The following is a 13,953-nucleotide window of genomic DNA, read 5'->3' as shown; positions in this document are numbered from 1 at the left end:
GGCCGCTCAGCGCCCTTCGCCGACCGCGGCCAGCAGCGCACCGAACGCGGCCCGGCCGAAGGTCAACTGGCCGCCGCCCGGGTTCTTGGAATCCCGCACACCCGTTGCGGTGTCGGTGATCCGCACTTGGACGCAGTTGTCGCTGCCTGAGGTGCTCCGGCTGCTCTTGAACCATCCGGTGTCACGCATGGTCAGTCTCCTTGTCGATCTGGCGGATCAGCCGCGCCGACTCCCTCGGGTTGAGCGCCAGCCCTTGGATCCGTTGGAATCCGCGAAGCAGCGCCGCCGTGTCGGGTTCCTGATCGAAGTAGGTCGATGGTCCATAGACCACCGTTGAGAACCCGATCGGCGACCCCTTGCCTCCGAAGAGAAGAACGGTCAATCCGCTGCCTCGCGCCGGGTTGCCGTAGGTCTCACTGCGCAGGACCTGCACGACCAGATTCGGGTTGTTTGCCAGTAGGCCAAGGATATGCCGGCGTTGCTCGCGCATGACCTCCGGACTCCCGACGGCCCCGCGCAGGGCGTCCTCGGTGATCACGAACCGCAAGGTCTTGGGTTCGGGCGCCTCCAGCGTCTTCGCCTGCCGTTCGAGCCGGAAGCGAATTCGCTGCTCCTGCGACGCATGCGAGGACTCCCACCAGATTCCATCGCCGTCGTCGATGCTTGCCCGAACGTAGCCCAGTGACTGCAGCAGCCCGGGGACGATCCCGAACTCGTAGCAGTTGATCTCCGTCGCGCTCGCCTCCAGGTCGGCGAACCGTTGGAAGGAACCGGGCAGCAGGTCGGTGTGGGCCCGCTTCTTCTGGCGCTCCCGTGCAAGTGCGCCGAGATCCAGCACGGTCTGCCGTTCCTCACCGGCGACCCCGTAGAAGTCGAGCAACCTCAACAGCTCGTCCGGGTTGAGCCTGGTCCTGCCGTCCTCCAGCTCCACGATCCTGGTGCGAGCCTTGCCCACGACGTCGCCGGCCGCCTGCTGCGACCTACCGGCCTGCTCCCGGAGGCGTCGCAGGGTGAGCCCCAGCTGTCGCCGTTCGAACGTCTGGCGAGCATGGGCCATCCGCGACTCCTCCGACATTCACTCGTTCGCGCCTCGCCTCAACTCGTGCTGTACGGCTACATTACCCGTACAGCACGAGTGATCGGAGAATCATGAGCATCAACCTGTACACGCAGCCGGGTGTCTACCAGATGACGTGGATCGAGATGAAACCGGACGTCGCCATGCGGTACGAAGTGGACCATCGCAACGAGGCCGTCGCGTTGTACTTCGGCAGCAACGACGAGTGGGTCATCAACATCGGCCACGACAACCTGGACCAACTCCTGCAACTGGCCACCGCCGCGAAGCGCGAGCTGTCCAACCCGCCGCCCGACCGTCACGGACCGCAGGCCGAGCGCCCCTGAGGCGTGTGTCAGAAGTGGTGGGGCGACCGGAGTTTGGCGTGGCGGTTTCGGCCGTGGCTGGCTGGGTCATGATGGCATCCCATGGAATGAGCCGTTTGGCGTAACTGCGCGGACAATCGGCGGATTCGCTCTTTCTCTCTGTGTTGCCGTGTGGTTACAGTGAGGGCTGGGAGCGCTCCCAGAAGATCCCGCCGGAGGGCGCGCTGGGCGGGCGACGTGTAGATGTCCACAGGAGAACGAGGGGCCCACGTGGTGTCGGATCGGATGGCGTCGCTGCGGCGGTGCCGGACGAAAGGGCGCGATGCGGCTTCGCTGGTGGCCTCAACATTATCCAACCCCCACAAGGAGTTGACATGATGTTGGCACGACGCTTGAGTATCGGCTTGCTCGTGGCGTTTTTTGTTTTTGGGGTTGTTCCGGCCGCACAGAGCGGTGCCGTGACGGCCGCGGTAGACGCTGCCGGAGTGAAGGTTCAGGACCGGTCGCATGACAACGAGAATCCCGACAACACGTTGTACGCGCTTTACCAGAACATCAACACCGGCACGACCACCATTCCGCTGAGCACCCTGACGATGCGGTACTGGTTCACCAACGGGACTCCCGCGGACCCGCTGGTTTTCGAGTGTGACTGGGCCCAGGTGAGCTGCGGCAACATCACGTCCAAGTTCGTGGTCCTGCCTACGCCGGTGACGAAGGCGAACACGTACCTCGAGCTCGGCTTCACGGCCGCGGCCGGATCGCTGGCTCCCGGCCAGAACAGCGGAGAGATCCAGACGCGGATCCATCACGTCAACTGGTCGGAGTTCATCACGACCGACAGCTACTCGTTCATCTCGGACGAGAGCTTCGTGTACAAGGACACGCAAACGGTCACCTTGTACCTCAACGGAGCCCTGATCTGGGGTGTCGAGCCGACACAGTGAGCGGTTGATGCCACGAAGGGTCCCTCGGAGTCGTTGAGCGTCCCCAAGGGACCCTTCAGGGCATCCCCGGCCCCGGGTGTGAGCCGTGGAATTGCGTGGTGACACCCTCGTAGCGGAGCCGCAGCATCATTCCCTGGTGTGCATGGGGCAGGTTGTGGCAGTGGTTCATCCAGATTCCGGGATTCGCAGCGCGAAATGCGACCTCCCATACCTCTCCCGGCCGGACGTCGAATGTGTCCATCCACAGTGGACTGCCGGATGACGGCGTCCCGTCCCTGGACAGGATCAGCACGGAATGGCCGTGCAGATGCCAGGGGTGCGTCTCCAGGCTTCGGTTGACCACGGTGAACCGGACGGTCTCGCCCTCCGCGACGAGCTGGTCGGGGATCGACGGGTGGCCACGGCCGTTGACGGTCTGGGCGAACGCCGGCGAACCGTCCACCATGGCCACCCCGCGGTCCAGGACCATGGTGAAGTGCCGATCGGCGGCGTCGGCGTCGAACGGCGCCGCGGCCGGGGTTCCGTACCGCAGTAGATCGAGCTCCGGCCAGCTGGCGATGTCCTGGTCGGGTGGCTCGCCCCCGGAGCGCAGCCACAGTCCGCGGGCATTGTCGAGCATCAGCGCCACGGACCTGTCCGGCATGGCGAACACCAGGTCGTACCGCCCGCCGGCCGGCAGGCGGAGCCCGACGCCGCTGACCTCGCCCGGCTGGTGGAGATCCCGGCCGTCGACGGCCGCCACCCGGAACGGCGCGCCGGCCAGCGCGAACCGGTGCGGATCCGAATCGGTGTTGATCAGCCGCAGCCGCACCCGAGTGCCAGCCGCCACGGTGTGCTCGTCGCTGCCGGCGATCACCACGGTGCCGTCGAACGTGTGCACCGGCAGAGTCAGATCCACCTGTTCCGCGGCGTCGCGCGGGGTCACGACGAGGGTTCCGTACAGTCCTTTGTAGACGCCGACGTGGGACGCGTGGTGGGTGTGATACCAGTAGGTTCCCACCTGGTCGGCGCGGAACCGGTAGCCGAATTCCTGACCGGGTGCCACGACGTCCTGGGTCACGCCCGGCGCACCGTCCTCACCGCACGGCACGTCGTAGCCGTGCCAGTGCAGCGTCACGCCGTCGTCGATGTCGGTGTTGCGCAGCTTCACCTCGATCAGGTCGCCCTGGATTGCGGTGATCGCCGGACCCGGTACCTCGCCGTTGAAGGCCCACGCGTCGACGTCCCGCCCGGACGGGAGCCGTACGGTGGCCTTCTTCGCGGCGAGCACGTGCCGCCGCACGGTGCCGCCCGGTGCCGGTGCGCCGGCACCCCGCAGATCGGCCACCGATCGTCCGGGGCCGCCGCCCATGGTCACCGGTTCGGCGGGGAGGAACGACAGCCCGACGCCGGTACCGGCGGTACTCACCACGACCGCACCACCGGCCAGACCGATGAAGCGGCGGCGCGAGATCCCAAGAGGACTGTCCGGGTTCCCGACCGGCGGCGCGAGCACCCGCGCGGTCAGCAGCGCGCCGGCGCCCACCAGCGAGACCGCGATCAGCGCCGTGCTCAGCCTCAGCGGGTACCCGGCCAGGAACGTCACCCCGAGACCGGCCAGCGCCGCGTAGGCCGCGGTGAGCAGCGAGACGATGACGATGCCGCCTGCCGGCTGATCTTCGCCGGACGACCGCCGTGCCGCGAGCAGGCGCGGGCCGGCGACGAGCACCGCGGTCAGCCCGGCGGCTCCCAGCATCGGCAGCCCCAGCAGCACCTTCTCCTGCACGAACCACCAGCCGCGACCGGCCAGCACCACCACCGAGGCCACCCGGGTCAGCGTCACCAGCACGGCCACCACGAGGAGGGCAAGCGCCAGCCGGGTGCGCCGCAGCGCCAGGGTCACACCGGCCGCGAACCACGTGGCGATGCTCAGCAGCGCGACGGCATGGTCCACGATGATCAATTGCCCCGTGGTCATGACACCGGTTGAGCGGGTGCGGCGGGCCTCGACAGTCCTCGCGCCTGCCGGACGATCCTGCCGAGCACCGCCACCATGACCAGACCGTTGACCGCGTGCAGGCCGAAGACGATCTGGCCGGCGTCGCCGAAAGCGTCGGCGAGAACCCGGATCACGCTCTGGATCAACGCCAGCCCGGCGACCAGGCCGGTCATCCCGATGAGTCGTCCCGGCATCCGGGCCACCGCGGCGACGATCGTCACCACGACCGCGAGCAGGATGATCCCGTACCCCAGCGCCCGGTGCGGCTGGAAGGACTCGTCGTTGGGTGCCGTGTCGTCGAACGCACCACTCGCGGCCAGGAAGAACTGTCCGATGAGGACCAGCAGCAGCAGGGTCACCAGACCGGTGAAGGCTTTGCGCATGGCGACGATCGTCGCGTCGCCGGGGCGGTCTCGGCCTCCGGCAGCGGATGGCGGCGGCTACGCAATCGGGCGCGGATGATGTCGTGTCCGACTACGCCCGTCGTCGTAGCCGGCCGCGCGCCTGGGCGGAGGGTTTACCCGCGTGCGAACCGTACGATCACGGCATGGGACACCGCGCGGCGTCGTTGCGCCTGCCCGCCCTGGCGCAGGATTCGCTGCTCGCGCTCTTCGTCACCGTGATGCAGGTTCAGGGCACCGTCGTCCGCAATGCCGGCGAGGTCGCGCCGAAGTCCCTCACCGACCTCGGATACCTGGGATACGTCCTGCTGATCGTGAGCGGCGTGGCCGTTGCCGCGCGTCGCACCTGGCCGGTGCCCGTGTTCGTCACCACCGCGCTCGCCAGCGGTGTGTACTACGGCGCCGGCTTCCCGGACGGGCCCGGCTGGCTCGGGCTCTTCGTCGCGCTGTACACGCTCGCCGCCTACGGTGACGGACGCCGGTCGCTGGTGATCGCCGGCGTTGGGGTCACGGTGCTCACCGCCGTCTGGCTGGCCGCCGCGGCCGACATCGAGCCGCGCGCCGCCATCGGCTGGGTGTTCTTCCGGATCGGCGCGTCGGTCATGAGCGCCGCACTCGGCGAGTCCGTCCGGTCCAGACGGGTCATCGCGGCCGAGGCCGTGGCGCGTGCCGAGCTGGCGGAACGGACGCGCGAGGAGGAGGCGCGGGCCCGGGTCGACGCCGAACGGCTCCGGATCGCCCGCGAGGTCCACGACACGGTCGCGCACGCCATCGCGATCATCAACGTCCAGTCCGGGGTCACCGCCCACGTGCTCGACAAGAGACCGGACCGGGCCCGCGAGGCGCTGCGGGCCATCGAGCAGACCAGTTCCCGGGCGCTGCGGGAGATGCGCGCCATCCTCGGCGTGCTCCGGGACGACAGCGACGGCCGCGGGCCGCACCCCGGCCTGGACCAGATCGACGAGCTCACCGCCAAGGCCCGCGACGCCGGACTGGACGTCACGCTCGAAGCGACCTCGCCCGCGACGCCGCTGCCGAGCGCGGTGGGCAGTGCCGCCTACCGGATCCTGCAGGAGTCGATCACCAACGTGATCCGGCACGTCGGCCCGACCCGGGTGACGGTCGCGGTCAGCCCCGGTGTCGACGCCCTGGAGATCCGGGTGACCGACGCGGGCAACGGCACCGGCAACGGCACCGGAGCCCTACCCGGCCGCGGGATCCTCGGCATGCGCGAGCGGTGTCAACTGCTGGGCGGAGAACTCGACGCCGGGCCGGTTCCGGGCGGCGGTTTCGAAGTCACGGCACGGCTGCCGCTCGCACCGACCGGGTCGCCCCGATGAACGCGCCGATCAAGGTGCTGCTCGCCGACGACGAGGGGCTCGTGCGATCCGGGTTCAAACTGCTGCTCGACACCGAAGACGACATCGCCGTGGTCGGCGAAGCGACCAACGGTGCCGAAGCCGTCGAGCGTGCCCGCGCCGCGCGCCCCGACGTCGTCCTGATGGACATCCGCATGCCGAAGCTGGACGGAATCCAGGCCACGACCCGGATCACCGGGATGCGCGGGCTGGAACGCGTCCGGATTCTCATCCTCACCACCTACGACACCGACGCCTACGTCTTCGAAGCACTGCAAGCCGGTGCCAGCGGCTTTCTGCTCAAGGACGCCGGACCGGCCGAGCTCCTGCATGCCATCCGGGTGGTCGCCGCCGGCGAAGCCCTGCTCGCGCCGCGCATCACCAGGCGTCTCATCAGCCAGTTCACCGCGCGGCGAACGGCGGCCAACGCCGCGGCGGACCGGCTCGCGGTGCTCACCGAGCGCGAGCGGGAGGTGCTGACCCTGGTGGGGCGGGGCCTGAGCAACGCCGAGATCGGCGCCGAACTGTTCCTCAGCCCGGCCACCGCGCGCACCCACGTCAGCCACGCGATGGCGAAGCTGGGTGCGCGTGACCGCGCCCAACTGGTGGTCATCGCCTACCAGACGGGACTGGTCAGCCCGGACGCGTGACCGCGTGGCCTCCTGGAATGTGGGCGGCGGGGGGATGGTTGCAGCGGGCATGACGACTGTGGGTTTCATCGGGAGCGGCAATATCGGCGCGACGGTGGCGCGGCTGGCGGTTGCCGCCGGGTACGAGGTGGTGCTGAGCAACTCGCGGGGGCCGGAGACGTTGGCCGGTCTGGCCGGCGAGCTGGGTTCGCGGGCGCGGGCGGCCACGGCGGCGGAGGCCGCGGCGGCCGGGGACCTGGTCGTGGTGAGCGTGCCGTTCAAGGCGCACCGGGACCTGCCGGTCAGCGAGCTGGCGGGCAAGGTGGTGCTGGACACGAACAACTACTACCCGCAGCGCGACGGGCACGTCGCCGAGATCGACGACGGTTCGCTCACCAGTGCCGAGTACGAGCAGCGGCATCTGGGTGGTGCGCGGCTGGTGAAGGTGTTCAACAACATCTATTTCCGCCATCTTGCGGCCCTTGCCCGGCCGGCGGGCGCCGCGGACCGGACCGCGCTGACCATCGCGGGGGACGACCCGGCGGCCAACCGGGCGGTGACGGAGTTCCTGGACGCGACCGGGTACGACACGGTGGAGGTCGGCCCGCTGGCCGAGAGCTGGCGGGTGCAACCGGACGAGCCTGCCTACGGAGCGCCCTTCGGTGCCTTTGACAATCCGGACGGAACGCCGGCGAGCGCCGAGACGATTCGCGCCGCCGTGGCGGCGGCTCAACGATCCACCTAACTGGGAAAGCAACATCACGTTCATGCCGTAGAGGGCAAGGAACGTCACGTTCACTCCCTCGAAGGAAAGTACATGGCGTGCATGGTGCGGCTCATGAAGCCGATCACGAGGCGGCGCGGGAGCAGGGCGAGCACGACGCCGGAGATCTTGTTGGCCCGGCCCGGGATCACCCACGGGCGGCGGCCGAGGGCGCGGAGCGCGGCGGCGACGACGGGACGGACCGGCATCGGGGCGCGGGTCGTGCGCGGGGCGCTGGCGCGGTAGCCCGGGGTGTCGGTCGACCCGGCGACCACGGCGGTCACGTCCACGCCGCGGGGACGCCACTCCGCCCACAGTGACTCGGCCAGGTTGAGGGTGAACGCCTTGGTGGCGGCATAGGTGGCGAGCAGGGGTGTGCCCTGCAGGCCGGACATCGAGCTGAGCAGGATCACTCCCCCGCGCCCGCGCGCCGCCATGGCCGGTGCGAACCGGCCGATCAGCCGCAGCGGTCCCCGGACGTTGACCTCGATCATGGCCAGGTGGCGCTCGACCGGGGTGGCCAGCCACTCGGCCAGGACGGCGAGACCGGCGTTGTAGACCAGCAGGCCGACCTCGAGCGCCGCGGTCGTCTCATCCAGGCGGGCGAGGACCACCGGCTCGGTGATGTCACCGGGCACCGTCCGGGTCGCGACGCCGTGCTCCCGCTCCAGATCCCGGGCCAGGCTGCGAAGTTCGGCGTCCTCCAGAGCAACCATGACCAGGTTGATGCCGTACGCGGCCAGCTGGCGGCAGAACTCGGCGCCGATGCCCTGTGCCGCACCGACGACGACCGCCCACGGACCGTGCCGGCGCAACGAGAGGCTCACCGCGCCAGCGTAGAGCTACGATGATCTCTGTTCGAGATACCGAACCGTGTTCGACAATTCGTCCCGAGAATCTTACCCTGCCGATCTGGGAGCGCTCCCAGACTGGCCAGGGAAAGGAAGTGGACCAGCAATGGCACCCCTGCTTGCCAGCATGTTGCTCGCCGCGGCCGTCGGATTGTCCTCTGTGGACATCGCGGGCGCCGCCCCGGAACAGAGTGCCCCGGTCGGTGGTGTCGTACCAGGACTCACCGGTGCGGCGGCGCAGGAGGCGGCCGGTGAGGCGGCCGTGCGGTTCAAGGAGCTCACCCCGGCCCGGGTCGCCCGCGCCGAGGCCGATCTGCACACGGCCTGGGGAATCTTCTTCAACGACAACGCATCCACGGGACTGCAGGCCACCCACACGGTCCTCAACATCACGACCACCGGAGGGGACTTCGTCTACGCGCCGACCGCGCTGCCGCCGGGTGGCGCCTGCACCGAGATGACCACGGCCTACACGCCCACCGGACCCAAGCTGTGGGCATGGGACTGGTGCGACGGCCGCGACACCATCGGCAAGATCGTCAACATGGACGCGGCGTTCCTGAACACCTACACCACCACCGTCAACGGCCACCGTGCGTACACGATGGACGAGCACCGGACCTCGGTCAGCGGCAACGTGTGGAGCGTGTTCCTGTTCAACTACCAGACAAACGCCTGGGACCTGTTCTACAGCAGCGGTGGCACCAAGGACATTCCCGGTTCGACGTGGGACTTCTTCGAGATCTACACGACCGTGAACCCCGCGACCGGCGCCGGCTTCTACTGCCAGAACCTTGCCGGCCTGACGCTCGAGGCCAGCGCCGTGAAGGTGATGCAGAACGGCACCTGGGTGCCCGCGAGCTCCTCGAACTCCTCGCTGTCCAGCCCGCCGGCCGGGAGCCGATTCGACTGCCCGTCCCTGACGTTCACCATCGTCCACGCCAACGACGACTGGATCGCCCGAATCGGACCGCCCGCGCAGGGGACCTCGTTCGAGGCGGAGGCCAGCGGTAACACCCGAGGCGGCCAGGCCGCGGTGCGCAGCTCCTCCGGTGCCTCCGGCGGGGCGCTGGTCGGCTGGATCGGCAACGGCACGGCGAACTTCCTGCAGTTCAACAACATCACCGGCACAGCCGGCGCGCACCAGATCACGATCTTCTACGCCTCCGGCGCGAACCGCTCGCTGACCATCAGTGCCAACGGCGGCGCGGCAACCAGCGTCAACACCCCCACCACCGGCGGCTGGGACACAGTCGGCTCGGTGACCACGACCGTGAACCTCAACGCCGGCACCAACATCCTCCGCATCGGCAACCCCACCGGCTGGGCCCCCGACATCGACCGCATCATGGTCTTGTAGGGAGTGAATGTGACACTGCTTGCCCTCTGGCGCATGAATGTCACATTGCTTTCCCACCGGAGCACGGGCGAGCCTCAGGTCCGCCGGTCGGAGCCGGGGGTGGTGCCGGTCCAGCGTAGGTAGGCGCGGTGGAAGGAGCGGGTGTCGGCGAAGCCGAGGTTGGACGCGATCTCCTTGAAGGGCCGGGGGCTGTCGCGGACCAGGTCCACGGCGAGCTGGCGGCGGGTGGATTCGCGGACGCCGCGGAACGTGGCGCCCTCGGCGGCGAGGCGGCGGTGCAGGGTGCGCTCGCTGAGGGTGAGGGCCTTGGCGGCCGCGGCGGCGGTGGGTTGCTCGCCGGTGAGGAACCGGCTGAGCAGCCACTCCCGGACGCGCAGCCCGTAGGAGGCCGGGATGTCGTGTGCGGCGCGGAGCCCCGCGACGTGGCCGGCGAGCACACCCGCCAGCCCGGCTTGGGCGGTGGGCACCGGCAGGTCCAGCACCGCGTCCGGCAAGGTGATCTCGGTGTGGGCGGCGCGGAACTCCAGGCCTGGACCGAAATACTCGCGGTGCGTGCGGGTGTCGCGCGGCGCCGGGTGGGTGAAGGCGACCCGGCCCGGTGCGAAGTCGGGGATCGCGGAGCGGATGCTGGAGAGGATGTCGGCGAGCTGGAACTCGGCCTCGCACCGGGCGCCGAGCCGGCCCGGGTCGAGGCCGTCCAGCACCAGGCTCATCCCGCCCCGCCAGGGCGTGGCGGTGATCGTGTACGCGGTGGTCCACGCGCTGACGTTCGCGACCGAACTGGCGATGCCCTCCCGGATGTCGCGGCAGGAGGCGGCCAGGTAGTAGACGGCGCTCCGGGCGTCCTGGATGGCGTTGCGCGCCGCGCGCACCGGAAAGCCGGGATCGTCCAACCGGCGCATCACCGTCTCCCACACCGAGAACAGCCGCTCGACCGGCACCCGCCGGGAGAAGTCGGTCAGGTCGTCGGGATCGAGCCCGGTCAGCACCCGGAGCTCGGTGCGGCCGATCCCAGCGCGTATGGCTTCCTGAAAGACCTGGTGGACGGTGACGACGGTGTGGGAGGCGGCGCCGTGGCGGGACCGGTCCATGAATTGGCAGATTAGACCCTTGGGTGTCCGGTCCGGCGCTGATTGGTTGGTCCCTTCCTTATCGAGTGCGGGGAAAGGACACGTGATGACGCGCGGCTTTGTTGGCAGGGTGGTGATCGGGACGCTGGTATGGGCGCCCATCATGGCGGGATGCGGCTCCTCGGCGGGATCGCCGAGCGCGGCCCCGCCCCCGGCCGGCACCCCGGCTGAGGCGGCGCCCGCCGGGCTCAGCCTGCCCTGTCAGCCGGGTTCCGGGCGGCAGGTCACCAGCCCCGGACCGATGAACCTGACCGACCTGTCCGGGCAGGATCTTTCCTGCGCGGTGTTCGACCACCTGACGATGAACCAGGTGAAACTGCGGGAGGCCAAGCTCCCCGGCGCGGCGTTCCAGGCGGCCAACCTCAACCAGGTCAACTTCACCGGCGCCAGCCTGGTCGGCGCGGTGTTCGACGGCAGCACGCTGAACTTTCCCGATTTCACCAACACCGACCTGCGCGGCGCGAAGCTGACCGGCGCGCACCTGAACAATCCGGTGTGGACCGGCGCCACCTGCCCGGACGGCGCGACCGGGGCGAGTTGCGACGGTCATCTCACCCCGCTGCCCGCCACGGCCGGGCCGGCGACCCCGGCGCCCACCACGACGACCACCACGACCGCGGCACCGCCGCCCCCGCCGCCCGCCGGGACCCAGAAGCCACCGGCGAACGTGCCCACGGCACCGGCCGTCTTCAACGGCCCCACGGACGGGACCTACGCCTGCACCGGCGGCAACGTGGCGATCAACGGCCTGGAGAGCGACATCCACCTCGTCGGCCAGTGCGAGCTGGTCACCGTCAACGGCGCCAAGAGCCACGTCGAGATCGACAACGCCCACCGGATCGTGGTCAACGGCGCCAACGCCGACGTCATCTACCACAACCAGGCCCAGGTGTCCGTCAACGGCCGCGGCGCCACCGCACGCCGCGCCTGAGCCGGATCGGGGTCACCGGTTCTCGGCGGCGTCGAGTGCGGGTGTGAGTGGAGCGAGCGCGGTGCGGAGCAGGTCGGGTAGCGAGCCGGACGGGACGACGAGCCCGCCGGTCGAGGTCGGCTGCACCCAGCGTTGGAGGGCGATCCGAACCGCGGCGGCCACGCTCGCGGCGAGCACGTGGGCGGTGTGCGGGTCGGGGTCGCCGAGGCGCTGGGCGATCGCGGCGGCGAGGGGGTGCTCGAGTGTGCCGGCGGTGTCGACGAACGCCGCGCGCAGCGTGGGCCGGGTGGTGATCAGGAGCAGCACGTCGCGGCGCTGCTCGCCGGGGTCGGTGTACTGCTCCACGATCGCCTCGACCACGGCGTCGGCGAGGCGGACGGAGGCGGGTCGGGCGGCCACCGCGGCGGCGACCCGCGCCTCGCGCTCGGCGGTGACGGCGGCGACGATGGCCTGCTCGCGGCTGGCGAAGTAGTTGTTGTAGGTCCTGGTCGAGACACCGGCGGCGGCGGCGATGTCGTCGACGCGCACGTTGTCCGGTCCGTGCTCGAGGGCCAGCCGCAGGGCCGCGGCCCGCAACGCCTCCCGGGTGGCCTGCTTCTTTCGCTCGCGCAGCCCCGTCCGTCGTGCCGTCACGGTCTCAGCATCCCACTCGGAGTGCGTACACGCAAACTTGCGCACACGCACTTTTTGTGCCTAGCCTGTGTCCATGCGAGCCAAGGGAATCAGTTACGACACCGGCTTCGTCCGCAACGGTGCCATCTCCCGGGAGCACTTCGCCCCGGACGTGGTCAAGCGCGAGCTGGCCATCATCCGCGACGACCTGCACTGCACCGCGGTCCGCGTCATCGGCGGTGATCCGCACCGGTTGGAGCTGGCCGCGAGTTGCGCCGCCGACCTCGGCCTGGAGGTCTGGTTCTCGCCCTACCCGCTCGAGCTGACCGCCGAGGAGACGCTCGCGCTGTTCGCCGACTGCGCCGAGCGGGCGGAGCGGATCCGGCGGCGGGGAGCCGAGGTCGTGTTCGTGGCCGGGGCCGAGCTGAGCATCATGATCAGGGGTTTCCTGCCGGGCGACACCCAGCACGCCCGGCTCCGGCGGCTCCTCGACCCGGCCGGCCGGGAACGGCTGCGCGCGTTGATCGGCGACCTTTCCGGACGGGTCAACGAATTCCTCGGCAAGGCCGCGGCGCTCGTCCGCGAACGGTTCGCCGGCCGGATCACCTACGCCGCCATCCCGCTCGAGCGGGTCGACTGGGCGCCCTTCGACATCGTCGGCGTCGACCTCTACCGGTCCGCCGAGGTCGCCGGCCAGTTCCGTGCGGGCGTGCACACCCTGGTCGCACGGGGAAAGCCGGTCGCCATCACCGAGTTCGGCACCGCCGCCTACCGTGGCGCGGGCGACCGGGGCGGCCGGGCGATGGAGATCGTGGAGTTCGACGAAAAAACCGGCCGGCCGACCCGTCTGGACGGTGAATACGTCCGAGACGAGGCCGGCCAGGCCAGCTACCTCAGCGAACTCCTGGAGATATTCGACAGCGAAGGCGTCGACAGCACCTTCGTGTTCCTCCTTTCCCTCGACGGTTTCGCCTATCGCCCCGACGGGGATCCGCGCGACGACCTCGACCTGGCCAGCCCGGGCATCGTCAAGGTCCTCGACGACCGCCATGGCGACACGTATCCCGACCTGCTCTGGGAACCCAAGGCCGCGTTCACCGCCCTCGCCGAGTACTACCGCGGCTGACGGCGCGACCAGGACTCAGAGCGCCTGGAGGGCCAGGCTGATGCCCGGTGCGCCGGCCACCGGTCCGATGTAGGAGATGCCGAAGCTGGTGCTGTCCGTGTAGGTGACCTTGAGGACCAGGTCTTCCCGGACCAGTACGAAGTGGGCATTGGGGTTTTCCTTGTCCGCTAGTACGCCGTAGTGGTGGCCCACCGATCCGTCGGTTACCGCGAAGAGGGCCTTGTAGACCTGGTTCTTCTGGGCCTGGCGAGCGTTGTCGGCCCATTCCTCGAGCTGCTGCAACCCGCTGTCCAGCTTGAGGTTCTTGTCGCCGTTCAACATTCTCGCCTCCGGTAGTTGGTTTTTTGAAGCTACTAATAGATTAGGCCGGTTGGTTTCGTCACGCAACCCTTGCGCTTCTTCCATTGTGCCCCGTTCCGGCACGAGTAGCGCAATCAGCAAGATGCCGCGGGCCCTCCGGTGTGCAGGCGGAGTGGGGGGGGGG

At 69.5% G+C, this 13,953-nt stretch carries 16 protein-coding genes; 8 read left to right on the top strand and 8 right to left on the bottom strand.

The window, feature by feature from the left end:
* Positions 1 to 6 precede the first annotated feature (6 nt).
* Both VGR06_RS43150 and VGR06_RS43145 read right to left on the bottom strand, forming a co-directional pair.
* Positions 7 to 189 (bottom strand): DUF397 domain-containing protein, encoded by a 183-nt coding sequence (locus tag VGR06_RS43150; protein WP_327565067.1) that lies wholly within the window; start codon positions 187 to 189, stop codon positions 7 to 9.
* The gene (locus VGR06_RS43145; RefSeq protein ID WP_327565066.1) at positions 182 to 1,057 is read right to left on the bottom strand and encodes a helix-turn-helix transcriptional regulator; all 876 of its coding nucleotides are present in this window, start codon (positions 1,055 to 1,057) and stop codon (positions 182 to 184) included. The genes VGR06_RS43150 and VGR06_RS43145 overlap by 8 nt, the downstream gene beginning before the upstream one ends.
* Before the next feature lie 92 nt (positions 1,058 to 1,149).
* Here VGR06_RS43145 and VGR06_RS43140 point away from each other — a divergent pair, with 92 nt between their 5' ends.
* Both VGR06_RS43140 and VGR06_RS43135 read left to right on the top strand, forming a co-directional pair.
* A complete protein-coding gene (locus VGR06_RS43140) occupies positions 1,150 to 1,404 on the top strand; it encodes a hypothetical protein (protein WP_327565065.1) in 255 nt (84 codons plus the stop codon).
* 353 nt (positions 1,405 to 1,757) lie between these two features.
* Positions 1,758 to 2,330, top strand: coding sequence for a cellulose binding domain-containing protein (locus VGR06_RS43135; protein ID WP_327565064.1), 573 nt, complete (start codon positions 1,758 to 1,760; stop codon positions 2,328 to 2,330).
* Positions 2,331 to 2,385: 55 nt separating this feature from the next.
* Here VGR06_RS43135 and VGR06_RS43130 read toward each other — a convergent pair whose 3' ends face one another.
* Positions 2,386 to 4,287 carry a multicopper oxidase family protein gene (locus VGR06_RS43130; protein WP_327565063.1) on the bottom strand — a complete coding sequence of 634 codons (1,902 nt, stop codon included), beginning with the start codon at positions 4,285 to 4,287 and terminating at the stop codon, positions 2,386 to 2,388.
* Positions 4,284 to 4,691 carry a DUF6220 domain-containing protein gene (locus VGR06_RS43125; protein WP_327565062.1) on the bottom strand — a complete coding sequence of 136 codons (408 nt, stop codon included), beginning with the start codon at positions 4,689 to 4,691 and terminating at the stop codon, positions 4,284 to 4,286. Before VGR06_RS43125 ends, VGR06_RS43130 begins: the two co-directional genes overlap by 4 nt.
* Before the next feature lie 164 nt (positions 4,692 to 4,855).
* Between VGR06_RS43125 and VGR06_RS43120 the strand changes: the two genes are divergently transcribed.
* From VGR06_RS43120 to VGR06_RS43110, 3 genes are read left to right on the top strand one after another with little or no spacing between them, the layout of a single operon-like run.
* Positions 4,856 to 6,049 carry a sensor histidine kinase gene (locus VGR06_RS43120; RefSeq protein WP_327565061.1) on the top strand — a complete coding sequence of 398 codons (1,194 nt, stop codon included), beginning with the start codon at positions 4,856 to 4,858 and terminating at the stop codon, positions 6,047 to 6,049.
* The gene (locus VGR06_RS43115; protein WP_327565060.1) at positions 6,046 to 6,717 is read left to right on the top strand and encodes a response regulator transcription factor; all 672 of its coding nucleotides are present in this window, start codon (positions 6,046 to 6,048) and stop codon (positions 6,715 to 6,717) included. Before VGR06_RS43120 ends, VGR06_RS43115 begins: the two co-directional genes overlap by 4 nt.
* Before the next feature lie 49 nt (positions 6,718 to 6,766).
* Positions 6,767 to 7,441, top strand: a complete 675-nt coding sequence (locus VGR06_RS43110) for an NADPH-dependent F420 reductase (protein ID WP_327565059.1) — start codon at positions 6,767 to 6,769, stop codon at positions 7,439 to 7,441.
* A 50-nt stretch (positions 7,442 to 7,491) separates the two neighbouring features.
* On the opposite strand, the gene VGR06_RS43105 is transcribed toward VGR06_RS43110, so the two are convergent.
* A complete protein-coding gene (locus tag VGR06_RS43105; protein ID WP_327565058.1) occupies positions 7,492 to 8,286 on the bottom strand; it encodes an SDR family NAD(P)-dependent oxidoreductase in 795 nt (264 codons plus the stop codon).
* 130 nt (positions 8,287 to 8,416) lie between these two features.
* On the opposite strand from VGR06_RS43105, the gene VGR06_RS43100 reads away from it, so the two are divergent.
* Positions 8,417 to 9,670, top strand: coding sequence for a carbohydrate-binding protein (locus tag VGR06_RS43100; RefSeq protein WP_327565057.1), 1,254 nt, complete (start codon positions 8,417 to 8,419; stop codon positions 9,668 to 9,670).
* 74 nt (positions 9,671 to 9,744) lie between these two features.
* Here the strand turns inward: VGR06_RS43100 and VGR06_RS43095 are convergent, their stop codons facing one another.
* Positions 9,745 to 10,761, bottom strand: coding sequence for an AraC family transcriptional regulator (locus VGR06_RS43095; RefSeq protein ID WP_327565056.1), 1,017 nt, complete (start codon positions 10,759 to 10,761; stop codon positions 9,745 to 9,747).
* Between the two features lie 85 nt (positions 10,762 to 10,846).
* Here VGR06_RS43095 and VGR06_RS43090 point away from each other — a divergent pair, with 85 nt between their 5' ends.
* The gene (locus VGR06_RS43090) at positions 10,847 to 11,731 is read left to right on the top strand and encodes a pentapeptide repeat-containing protein (RefSeq protein ID WP_327565055.1); all 885 of its coding nucleotides are present in this window, start codon (positions 10,847 to 10,849) and stop codon (positions 11,729 to 11,731) included.
* Positions 11,732 to 11,743: 12 nt separating this feature from the next.
* Here VGR06_RS43090 and VGR06_RS43085 read toward each other — a convergent pair whose 3' ends face one another.
* On the bottom strand, positions 11,744 to 12,364 hold the full coding sequence (locus VGR06_RS43085; RefSeq protein ID WP_327565054.1) for a TetR/AcrR family transcriptional regulator: 621 nt from the start codon (positions 12,362 to 12,364) through the stop codon (positions 11,744 to 11,746).
* A gap of 73 nt (positions 12,365 to 12,437) precedes the next feature.
* Here VGR06_RS43085 and VGR06_RS43080 point away from each other — a divergent pair, with 73 nt between their 5' ends.
* Positions 12,438 to 13,469: a hypothetical protein gene (locus tag VGR06_RS43080; RefSeq protein WP_327565053.1), complete on the top strand. Its 1,032-nt coding sequence runs from the start codon at positions 12,438 to 12,440 to the stop codon at positions 13,467 to 13,469.
* Between the two features lie 15 nt (positions 13,470 to 13,484).
* On the opposite strand, the gene VGR06_RS43075 is transcribed toward VGR06_RS43080, so the two are convergent.
* The coding region (locus VGR06_RS43075) for a DUF6235 family protein (RefSeq protein WP_327565052.1) at positions 13,485 to 13,953 on the bottom strand (469 nt) is incomplete at its 5' end.

The sequence above is a fragment of the Actinophytocola sp. genome, from assembly GCF_036002505.1.
Taxonomy (GTDB): Bacteria; Actinomycetota; Actinomycetes; order Mycobacteriales; family Pseudonocardiaceae; genus DASYTH01.
The sequence above is the reverse complement of the archived record's forward strand: the minus strand, read 5'-3'. Positions and strand labels throughout refer to the sequence as shown.

Excerpts from the sequence above, each read along its gene's own strand:
- VGR06_RS43150 (WP_327565067.1), bottom strand. The coding sequence starts at position 189 with ATGCGTGACACCGGATGGTTCAAGAGCAGCCGGAGCACCTCAGGCAGC.
- VGR06_RS43145 (WP_327565066.1), bottom strand. The coding sequence starts at position 1,057 with ATGGCCCATGCTCGCCAGACGTTCGAACGGCGACAGCTGGGGCTCACC.
- VGR06_RS43140 (WP_327565065.1), top strand. The coding sequence starts at position 1,150 with ATGAGCATCAACCTGTACACGCAGCCGGGTGTCTACCAGATGACGTGG.
- VGR06_RS43135 (WP_327565064.1), top strand. The coding sequence starts at position 1,758 with ATGATGTTGGCACGACGCTTGAGTATCGGCTTGCTCGTGGCGTTTTTT.
- VGR06_RS43130 (WP_327565063.1), bottom strand. The coding sequence starts at position 4,287 with ATGACCACGGGGCAATTGATCATCGTGGACCATGCCGTCGCGCTGCTG.
- VGR06_RS43125 (WP_327565062.1), bottom strand. The coding sequence starts at position 4,691 with ATGCGCAAAGCCTTCACCGGTCTGGTGACCCTGCTGCTGCTGGTCCTC.
- VGR06_RS43120 (WP_327565061.1), top strand. The coding sequence starts at position 4,856 with ATGGGACACCGCGCGGCGTCGTTGCGCCTGCCCGCCCTGGCGCAGGAT.
- VGR06_RS43115 (WP_327565060.1), top strand. The coding sequence starts at position 6,046 with ATGAACGCGCCGATCAAGGTGCTGCTCGCCGACGACGAGGGGCTCGTG.
- VGR06_RS43110 (WP_327565059.1), top strand. The coding sequence starts at position 6,767 with ATGACGACTGTGGGTTTCATCGGGAGCGGCAATATCGGCGCGACGGTG.
- VGR06_RS43100 (WP_327565057.1), top strand. The coding sequence starts at position 8,417 with ATGGCACCCCTGCTTGCCAGCATGTTGCTCGCCGCGGCCGTCGGATTG.
- VGR06_RS43095 (WP_327565056.1), bottom strand. The coding sequence starts at position 10,761 with ATGGACCGGTCCCGCCACGGCGCCGCCTCCCACACCGTCGTCACCGTC.
- VGR06_RS43090 (WP_327565055.1), top strand. The coding sequence starts at position 10,847 with ATGACGCGCGGCTTTGTTGGCAGGGTGGTGATCGGGACGCTGGTATGG.
- VGR06_RS43080 (WP_327565053.1), top strand. The coding sequence starts at position 12,438 with ATGCGAGCCAAGGGAATCAGTTACGACACCGGCTTCGTCCGCAACGGT.